Annotated in this window: 10 protein-coding genes; 7 read left to right on the top strand and 3 right to left on the bottom strand. The window is 68.1% G+C overall.

Features of this window, described 5'->3' with window-relative positions:
• Positions 1-162: 162 nt before the first annotated feature.
• From IV088_RS22405 to IV088_RS22385, 5 genes are all read left to right on the top strand, one after another.
• A complete protein-coding gene (locus IV088_RS22405; RefSeq protein WP_291106382.1) occupies positions 163-1,032 on the top strand; it encodes an ABC transporter permease in 870 nt (289 codons plus the stop codon).
• A gap of 139 nt (positions 1,033-1,171) precedes the next feature.
• The gene (locus IV088_RS22400) at positions 1,172-1,429 is read left to right on the top strand and encodes a PepSY domain-containing protein (RefSeq protein ID WP_291106380.1); all 258 of its coding nucleotides are present in this window, start codon (positions 1,172-1,174) and stop codon (positions 1,427-1,429) included.
• Positions 1,430-1,442: 13 nt separating this feature from the next.
• Positions 1,443-1,982 carry a cytochrome b/b6 domain-containing protein gene (locus IV088_RS22395; protein WP_291106378.1) on the top strand — a complete coding sequence of 180 codons (540 nt, stop codon included), beginning with the start codon at positions 1,443-1,445 and terminating at the stop codon, positions 1,980-1,982.
• A gap of 111 nt (positions 1,983-2,093) precedes the next feature.
• Positions 2,094-2,495: an alternative ribosome rescue aminoacyl-tRNA hydrolase ArfB gene (gene arfB, locus IV088_RS22390; RefSeq protein WP_291106376.1), complete on the top strand. Its 402-nt coding sequence runs from the start codon at positions 2,094-2,096 to the stop codon at positions 2,493-2,495.
• Positions 2,496-2,660: 165 nt separating this feature from the next.
• Positions 2,661-3,413, top strand: a complete 753-nt coding sequence (locus tag IV088_RS22385) for a hemerythrin domain-containing protein (RefSeq protein ID WP_291106374.1) — start codon at positions 2,661-2,663, stop codon at positions 3,411-3,413.
• A 152-nt stretch (positions 3,414-3,565) separates the two neighbouring features.
• Here IV088_RS22385 and IV088_RS22380 read toward each other — a convergent pair whose 3' ends face one another.
• From IV088_RS22380 to IV088_RS22370, 3 genes are read right to left on the bottom strand one after another with little or no spacing between them, the layout of a single operon-like run.
• Positions 3,566-4,930: a GAF domain-containing protein gene (locus IV088_RS22380; protein WP_291106372.1), complete on the bottom strand. Its 1,365-nt coding sequence runs from the start codon at positions 4,928-4,930 to the stop codon at positions 3,566-3,568.
• Positions 4,927-5,430, bottom strand: a complete 504-nt coding sequence (locus IV088_RS22375) for a hypothetical protein (RefSeq protein ID WP_291106371.1) — start codon at positions 5,428-5,430, stop codon at positions 4,927-4,929. The genes IV088_RS22380 and IV088_RS22375 overlap by 4 nt, the downstream gene beginning before the upstream one ends.
• Before the next feature lie 33 nt (positions 5,431-5,463).
• Complete coding sequence (locus IV088_RS22370) at positions 5,464-5,982, bottom strand: NUDIX hydrolase (protein ID WP_291106369.1); 519 nt, start codon at positions 5,980-5,982, stop codon at positions 5,464-5,466.
• Between the two features lie 211 nt (positions 5,983-6,193).
• On the opposite strand from IV088_RS22370, the gene IV088_RS22365 reads away from it, so the two are divergent.
• Both IV088_RS22365 and IV088_RS22360 read left to right on the top strand, forming a co-directional pair.
• Positions 6,194-7,825 carry a Re/Si-specific NAD(P)(+) transhydrogenase subunit alpha gene (locus IV088_RS22365; RefSeq protein ID WP_291106367.1) on the top strand — a complete coding sequence of 544 codons (1,632 nt, stop codon included), beginning with the start codon at positions 6,194-6,196 and terminating at the stop codon, positions 7,823-7,825.
• A 14-nt stretch (positions 7,826-7,839) separates the two neighbouring features.
• Positions 7,840-8,530, top strand: a 691-nt coding sequence (locus IV088_RS22360) for an NAD(P)(+) transhydrogenase (Re/Si-specific) subunit beta (protein ID WP_291106366.1), incomplete at its 3' end; no start/stop codon positions are given.

Here is an 8,530-nt window from a genome sequence, read left to right as displayed (position 1 = left end):
AGATCTACACGCAGTTCATCACCCGCTTCAACTGGAACCAGGGCGCGGCCTTCGGCTTCCTGCTGCTGGCCTTGTCCAGCCTGCTGGTGTGGGTGGGGTTGCGGCTCACAGGTCAGCGCTTCGGTGCGGTCATGAAAGCCTCGTGATGAAAGAGGCACGCCCATGATCCCCAGCCTGCCCCGTCCCGCCGTCCAGCGTTTCGGCCTTGGCGCCTTTGTCGCGGCCTTCTTCGTGTTCCTGTTCGTGCCGCTGGTGGTGGTGGCGGTGTTCGCGTTCAACAACGCCGACTACCCGACCCCGCCGTGGATGGGTGTCACGTTCGACTGGTTCACCGCCAACACCGATGCGCGCACCGGCCTGCTGTTCGACGCCGAACTGCTGCAGGCCATCGGCGTGAGCGCCTGGGTGGCCGTTTGGGTCACGCTGCTGTCGGTGGGCGTGGGCACCTGCAACGCCTTCCTGCTGGAGCGTTTCGAGTTCCCAGGCAAGAGCGCCATTGCGCTGCTGAGCATGGTGCCGCTGGTGATTCCGGGCGTGATCCTGGGCATCTCCATCCTGGCGTTTGCCAGCCGCATCGCCAACTTCGCCGACGAAACCTGGGGCCTGGAGCTGGACTTCCTGCGGCCCGGTCTGCCGCTGGTGATCCTGGGCCAGTTCTGCTACATCGTGACCATCGCCACGCTCACCGTCTCGGCCAGCCTGCGCCGCTTCGACCGCACGCTCGAAGAGGCCGCCTACAACCTGGGCGCGAGCCGCCTCGCGGTGCTCTGGACCATCACGCTGCCCTACCTGCGACCGAGCATGATCGGCGCCGCCGCGATGGCCTTCCTGATGTCGTTCGAGAACTTCAACACCACGCTGATGCTGGTGGGCTCGGACGCGCCGCTCACCGTGCTGATGTACGGCCGCATGCGCGAGGGCGCGACGCCGGTGCTCAACGCCGTGAGCCTGTTCCTGATGATCGCCTCGGCCCTGCTGGCCGTGCTGCTGCTGTGGCGCAGCGGTGCCCGGCCATCCACCGACAGCGCCTGACGCCTTGTGCCGCAGCGCACCTGTAACGGCGCTCACGCGTGGTCACACTTTCACACCGGCCGCTTAAGGTTCACTTCATGTGAAGCCCTTTCAATGCACCCACCAGCACTTGCTGGGTTGCTATTGAAAAGGATGTTCCATGAAAGCGTTTGTCGTCTCTGCCCTGTTGATCGCTGCCTCCGGTGTGGCCCTGGCCGGCCCCACCTGCAATGTGCCCAAAGAGAAGTGGATGCCCGAAGCCACCTTCAAGAAGGGCCTGGAGGACAAGGGTTACCAGATCAAGACCTTCAAGGTCTCCAAGGGCGAGTGCTACGAGATCTATGGCTTCGACAAGGCCGGCAAGAAGGTCGAGATCTATTTCGATCCCGCCACCGCCGCCATCCTCGAAACCAAGTAATTTCGTCTGAGCGATGAAGCCCACCACCACCCCCGAAGTCCGCCAACCGGTCTGGGACCTGTTCGTCCGCATGTTTCACTGGACCCTGGTGGTCTGCGTGCTGATGAACAGCTTTGTGCTGGACGATGGCGAGACCGTGCACCAGTGGGCGGGTTACCTCGCTTCGGCCCTGGTGCTGGCGCGGGTGGTCTGGGGTTTCATCGGATCGCGCCACGCGCGGTTCGCCGATTTTTTCCCGACGCCGGGGCGCATCGTGCGCCACGTGCGTGGCATGTTCTCGGGTCACGCCGAATTTCACTGGGGGCACAACCCGCTGGGCGCGCTGATGATGCTGGCGCTCATGGGGCTGGTGCTGGCGCTGGGCGTGACCGGCTGGATGCAGGGGCTCGACGCCTACTGGGGCGAAGAGTGGCTGCAGGACCTTCACGAGGGGATCGGCGAAGCGCTGATCATCCTGGTGGGGCTGCACGCGGCGTCGGCGTTGATCATGGGGCGCATCGAGCGCACCCGGCTGCTGAAGGCCATGGTCACGGGCGTCAAAGAACGCTATTGATGGTGCCCCTACGCTCCGCCGCTGCGCGGGTTGCTGCCCCCAGAGGGAGGGGCTGACCTGCCTTGGGGCGGCCCGACGGCAGGTCGTTGGATGCGTGGCACACTGCCGCGCATGTCCCGCGTCGATCCTTCCGAAGTCGAATTCACCGCCATCCGCGCACAAGGTGCGGGCGGTCAGAACGTGAACAAGGTGTCCAACGCCGTGCACCTGCGGTTCGCGGTGCACGCCTCGTCGTTGCCCGAGGCGATCAAGCAACGGTTGCTCGCGCTGAGCGACCACCGCATCACCACCGAGGGCGTGGTGGTCATCAAGGCGCAGACCAGCCGCAGCCTGGAGCAGAACAAGGCCGAGGCGCTGGAGCGCCTGCAGGCGCTGGTCGACAGCGTGGCCACCCTGCCCAAGGCGCGCAAGCCCACCAAACCCACGTTCGGCTCCAAACAGCGGCGGCTCGAAGGCAAGGCCACGCGCGCCCAGGTCAAGCAGCAGCGCGGTCGCGTGCGCGGTCTGGACTGATTGGGGGTCCCTTTGTGCGCGCTTAAGATTTTTTTAGGATTCCTTTAAGCGCTATTTAGCAGCGCGCCGAAGGGCCGGTTCCTAGACTGCTTTCCATGGCAGGCAACGCATGGTGCGTTGCCGCCAACCACGAAGCAGACGGGCCTGGCCCGCGAAAGGAATCCCATGCAATCGAACACCCACGAACTGGCGCAGGTCGCCGCCACCGCCCAGGCCGTTGAGGCCGGAACGGGCCGCGTCAACCTCTACGCCGGCATCCACAAGGCCCTGCGCGCCATGATGGCCGACACCCTGCTGGCCGTGGGCCGGACCGACCCGGCCGACGCGCAGGAGGTGGCAGCCACCCAGGAGCGCGTGGGCACGCTGCTGGACCTGTGTGTCGCGCACGTGCGCCACGAGAACGGCTTCGTGCACCCGGCCATCGAAGCGCGCAGCCCGGGTGTGGTGGATGGCGTGGCCGACGAACACCTCGGGCATCTGGAGCAGATCGCGCGGCTCCGCACGATGGCCAACGGCCTGGAGGGGCAGGAGCCGGCCGCGTGCGCGGCGGCGCTGCAGAGCCTGTACCTGGCGCTGGCGCTGTTCGTGGCCGAAAACCTGCAGCACATGCACATCGAAGAGACCGTGCTCAACGGCGCCCTCTGGCAGGCCTTCAGCGACGCCGAGCTGGTGGGCATCCACGACGGTCTGCTGGCCACGGTGCCGCCGGCCGAGATGATGCTGGTGATGCGCTGGATGCTGCCGCAGCTGAACGCACCGGAGCGGCTGGAGCTGCTGGGCGGCATGCGCCAGGGCGCACCGGCCCCGGTGTTCCAGGCGGTGCTGGACGGGGCGCGTGCGCAGCTGGCAGAGCGCGACTGGGCCAAGCTGGCGCGGGGGCTGGGTCTGGCGCCGGTGGACGGCCTGGTGATGGCCTGACGCCGCGCGAATGTCAGGTAACAGCTGTCCACCACGCCGTAGCGCGAACCGACACGCACGAAGCAGCCCACCCCAGGGCACCGCCGGGCCGGCTTTGCCGGACGGCCAGTGCAGCCCCCTTTGGGGGTCGCGCGAAGCGCGGCGGGGGGAGCTTAGCCCGCAATGTCTTCGAGCTCGACCGGGCCGGCCGTGTCGAAGCGGAAACAGCCGCGGCCGGTTTTTTCGATGCGCAGCTGGGGGCATTGTTCGGCCAGCCGGCGCTGCAGCAGCAGCAGGCGCGCTTCGAGGTTGTCGGCCACGTCCGGCAGGCGCAGCGCGCGGTCCAGCCGCAGTTCGCGGTTGGTGAACTCGCGGCGGCCCTGGCGCTGCCCGTCCTGCAACAGCTTCCACAGGATGGCGCCGGCCACGCCCTTGATCAGGTAGGCGTTGTTGACGAACACGCTGTCGTTGCTGCGGTAGTGGCGCACCTGCAGGGGCGGGCCGGCCGGCGCCTTCACGGGCGCGGCGGTGTGCTCCGGGCCGGGCGCATCGGCGCAGGGCTCGGCGCTGTCCTGCATGAGGTCGATGCCGGCGGCGAGTTGCCCGCCCAGCGTGACCAGCAGGTCTTCGTCCTCGAAGCTGAACTGCAGGTCCAGCGGGCTCTCCACGAACAGCACGCCCAGCACCCGGCCGGCCGAGAGCAGCGGCACCGCCAGCTGGCTGCGCGGTTCGGGCAGACCGGGGTAGGGGATGTCGGTGCTGATCGCCGCGCTGCCGTCGCCCGCCAGGCTCTCGCGCAGCGCCCGGCTGTACAGGTCGGCGCTGGCCATGTGCATGATGCGCACCGGCGTGCGCTCGCGCGCGGCCACGCCGATCACGCCGTCGCCCAGCGCGATCTCCGAGCCCACGCCCGAGGTGGCGTAGCCCCGGCTGGCCACGGTGTAGAGCCGCTCGGTGACCGGGTCAAGGATGAGGACCATGGCGTGTGCAACGCCCAGGTCCTGCTCCAGCGTCTGCAGGGTGGCGTCCAGCAGCGCGTCGAGCGTGGCGCAGGCCGCCAGCCGCGCGCTGCCACGGCGCAGCGCGCCCAGCAGGTTGCAGCGCGGGGGCGCCGGCGGCAACGGCACGGACGAGGGGTCGCCGGGCACGCGCTCGATGTCACACACCTCGTGGATGTCCGAGCCCAGCAGGCGAAACACGTGGGACATGCCGCTGTGCGAGGCGATGCCCGACAGCTGGGCCTTCATGCTTTCAAACACCGGGCCGCTGTCTTCGGTGCGCAGGTAGCGCAGGTGCAGGCGGTAGAAGCACGCCGTCAGCGGATGCAGCAGCAGCACCGTGGAGCATGGTTGCGCCAGCAGGTTCTTGCGCGTCTTGTTGAAGAACTGGAACGACAGCGCCACGTGCCGTTCGTCCACATAGAACACCTGGGACAGGTAGGCGACATTGGGCGTGCCATCGGTGGCGCAAGTGGCCATCATGGCCGGTATCGCGCCTTCCAGACAGGGCCGCAGCTCGGCCAGGTCCACCGCGCTCATGGGGCCGGCCCACCCAGGGGTTGGCCAGCGCGTGGCCCGGGCGTCTGGTCAAAGGCTTCGTCGGGCGTGAACTCCACCGCCACCACGTCGTCGAGCGTGTGCGCGAACATCGCCGAGACGAACGCCGGGCCGAAACCAAGGCCACCGAGTTCCTGCTGCATGGCGAGCCGGTACCGCTGCAGCACGGTGGCGTCTTCCGGGCGCGCTTCGCGCATCCGGGCGTGGTGGGTCTTGAGCTGCACCGTGCGGTGGGTGCTGGGCTCGCTGAACACCACCGCCATGCGGCCGCTGGCGGCCACGTCGCGCAGCAACTGCGCCGAGGGGCGCTGGCCGAGGTAGACGGTGATGAAGTCGCCCGACGCACTGACCTGGCTGCCCAGCGCCCGCATGACGCTGGGGGTGAGGTCGTGCCCGCAGGCGCTGACGATGACCGACACCCCGCGGGCCATCATGTCGAGCAGGTCACGGTTGAGCGGGGGCGGGGTGGCGGGGTGTTCCAAGGTGTGTGAGCCGGCGGCACCAAACGCCAACGATCATATCGACGGCGTGGCCGGGGTCAAAGGGCCGGCGCCACCGGGGGCGGTCACAGACGGCTCGGTGTGCACCAGCGCCATCGGATAACGCTGGCCCGCCAGGTGGTCTTCCACGCACCGCAGCACCAGCGGGCTGCGGTGGCGCCCGGCGCTGGCGCGGATCTCGTCCGGCGTCATCCACAGGGTGCGCACGATGCCGGTGTCGAGAGGGCGCTGCGGATCGAAGTCGCCCAGCTCGCCGCAGTAGGCAAAGCGCAGGTAGGTGATGTCTTCGCCGGTGGCCGCGCGCTGAAAGCGCGAGAGGTAAATGCCCACCAGCGCCGTGGGCGTGAACCGGTAGGCGGTTTCTTCCAGCGCCTCGCGGGCCACCCCCTGTTCGGGGCTCTCGCCCGGATCGAGGTGGCCGGCCGGGTTGTTCAGGCGCAGGCCTTCGGGCGTGTGTTCTTCCACCAGCAGGTAGCGGCCATCGCGCTCGATGATCGCGGCCACGGTGGCACTGGGTTTCCATCGGGTGTTCATGGTTGGCATTATCCCGACCGACCGTTCGGGTGTTCCTTTGAACGGGAGGTCTTGCCGCATCGTGAAATTCCGGGTGAATGACCTGAGGGCGACGGTCACCGGGCTCCGTGCAAACCCTTATGTGACAAGGGCTTGCGCAGGGCGGGGGGTCTGCGGTCGTCGGTTAAGCTGCCTCGCAACCTTTTTTAACGCCCTGCATCAAGGACTCTTCATGACTTCTGGCGCTTTGATCGAAACAGCCGCCACCGGCGCAGCAGCCCCGACACCACAACGCATTGGCGTGCCGCGCGAGATCTTCCCTGGCGAGAAACGGGTGGCCACCGTGCCCGAGGCCGTGGTCAAGCTGGTCAAGCTGGGCTTCGCCGTGGTGGTGGAGCGTGGCGCGGGTGAGCTGGCCCAGCTCAGCGACGACGACTACCGCGAGGCCGGCGCCAGCATCGCCGGCTCGGCCGCCGAGCTGTGGAGCGGCAGCGACATCGTCTTCAAGGTGCGCGCCCCCACGCCCGACGAGGTGGCGCTGATGCACGAGGGCCAGACGCTGATCGGCTTCATCTGGCCGGCCCAGAACCCCGAGCTGATGCAGATGCTGGCTGCGAAGAAGGTGACCGCGCTGTCCATCGACGCGCTGCCGCGCACGCTCAGCCGCGCGCAGAAGATGGACGCGCTGACCTCGATGGCCGGCGTCAGCGGCTACCGCGCCGTGGTCGAGGCGGCCAACGCCTTCGGCCGCTTCTTCAACGGCCAGATCACGGCCGCGGGCAAGGTGCCGCCGGCCAAGGTCTTCATCGCCGGTGCGGGCGTGGCCGGCCTGGCCGCGATCGGCGCGGCCGCCAGCCTGGGCGCCATCGTGCGCGCCAACGACACCCGGGCCGAGGTGGCCGACCAGGTGGTCTCGCTCGGCGGCGAGTTCGTCAAGGTCGATTACGAGGAAGAAGGCTCGGGCGGCGGCGGCTATGCCAAGGTCATGAGCGAAGGCTTTCAGCAAGCGCAGCGCGAGATGTACGCCAAGCAGGCACGCGAGGTGGACATCATCATCACCACCGCGCTGATCCCCGGCAAACCCGCGCCCAAGCTGATCACCGCCGAGATGGTGCGCAGCATGAAGCCCGGCAGCGTGATCGTCGACATGGCGGCCGAGCAGGGCGGCAACTGCGAGCTGACCGTGCCCGGCGAGGCGGTGGTGCGCCACGGCGTGACCATCGTCGGCTACACCGACCTGGCCTCTCGCATGGCGCGCCAGTCCTCCACGCTGTACGCGACCAACCTGTTCCGCCTCAGCGAAGAGCTGTGCAAGACCAAGGACGGCGTGATCAACGTCAACATGGAAGACGACGCGATCCGTGGTCTGACCGTGGTGAAAGACGGGGCCATCACCTGGCCAGCCCCACCGCTGGTCGTGGCCCCCAAGCCGGCAGCCAAGCCCGCCGCCATGCCCACTGCGAAGAAGGGCCATGGTCATGGTGAGGCCTCGGGGCCGATGCCCGCCGGCAAGCTGGCCATCGTCGCCGGCGTCACGGCGGTGCTGTTCGCGCTGGTGGGCGCCTACGCGCCGGCCGCGTTCCTGTCGCACTTCACGGTGTTCGTGCTGGCCTGCTTCGTCGGCTACATGGTGGTGTGGAACGTCAAGCCCGCGCTGCACACGCCGCTGATGAGCGTGACCAACGCCATCAGTTCCATCATCGCCATCGGCGCGCTGGTGCAGATCTCGCCCCTGGCCGACGCCACCGAGCGGCCCAACACGCTGATCATCGGCCTGGCCGCGGCGGCGCTGGTGCTCACCGCCATCAACATGTTCGGCGGCTTTGCCGTCACCCAGCGCATGCTGGCGATGTTCCGCAAATAAGAAGGAGACACTGAATGTCTGCAAGTCTGGCCACGGTCTCCTACATCGGCGCGACCATCCTCTTCATCCTCAGCCTGGGCGGCCTGTCCAACCAGGAAACCTCGCGCCGCGGCAACCTGTACGGCATGGTCGGCATGGCGCTGGCCGTGGCGGCCACGGTGTTCGGCCCGCAGGTTACGGCCGTGGGCATCCCCTGGATCGTCGGCGCCATGGTGGTCGGCGGGGCCATCGGCCTCTACGCCGCGCGCACCGTGCAGATGACCCAGATGCCCGAGCTGGTGGCGCTGATGCACAGCATGGTCGGCATGGCCGCGGTGCTGGTGGGCTACGCCACCTTCGTCGATCCCGAAGCGTCGAAGAATCTGGACAGCGCAGCCCACGCCATCCACGCGGTGGAGATCTACGTCGGCATCTTCATCGGTGCGGTCACGTTCTCGGGCTCGGTGGTCGCGTTCGGCAAGCTCTCGGGCCGCGTCGGCGGCAAGCCGCTGCTGCTGCCCGGCCGGCACTGGCTGAACCTGGCCGGCCTGATCGCGGTGGTCTACTTCGGCCGCCTGTTTCTGCAGGCCGAGACGCCGCAGGACGGCATGGTGCCGCTGTTCGTGATGAGCGCCATCGCGCTGCTGTTCGGCATCCACATGGTGATGGCCATCGGCGGCGCCGACATGCCGGTGGTGGTGTCCATGCTCAACAGCTACTCGGGCT

This window comes from Hydrogenophaga sp. (assembly GCF_018780075.1).
Lineage (GTDB): Bacteria > Pseudomonadota > Gammaproteobacteria > Burkholderiales > Burkholderiaceae_C > Hydrogenophaga.
This window is presented reverse-complemented; position numbering and strand designations above follow the sequence as displayed.

Bases quoted from the DNA above. Each gene is read 5' to 3' on its own strand.
- IV088_RS22365 (WP_291106367.1), top strand. From the start codon at position 6,194: ATGACTTCTGGCGCTTTGATCGAAACAGCCGCCACCGGCGCAGCAGCC.
- IV088_RS22400 (WP_291106380.1), top strand. From the start codon at position 1,172: ATGAAAGCGTTTGTCGTCTCTGCCCTGTTGATCGCTGCCTCCGGTGTG.
- IV088_RS22405 (WP_291106382.1), top strand. From the start codon at position 163: ATGATCCCCAGCCTGCCCCGTCCCGCCGTCCAGCGTTTCGGCCTTGGC.
- arfB (WP_291106376.1), top strand. From the start codon at position 2,094: ATGTCCCGCGTCGATCCTTCCGAAGTCGAATTCACCGCCATCCGCGCA.
- IV088_RS22385 (WP_291106374.1), top strand. From the start codon at position 2,661: ATGCAATCGAACACCCACGAACTGGCGCAGGTCGCCGCCACCGCCCAG.
- IV088_RS22395 (WP_291106378.1), top strand. From the start codon at position 1,443: ATGAAGCCCACCACCACCCCCGAAGTCCGCCAACCGGTCTGGGACCTG.
- IV088_RS22370 (WP_291106369.1), bottom strand. From the start codon at position 5,982: ATGAACACCCGATGGAAACCCAGTGCCACCGTGGCCGCGATCATCGAG.
- IV088_RS22380 (WP_291106372.1), bottom strand. From the start codon at position 4,930: ATGAGCGCGGTGGACCTGGCCGAGCTGCGGCCCTGTCTGGAAGGCGCG.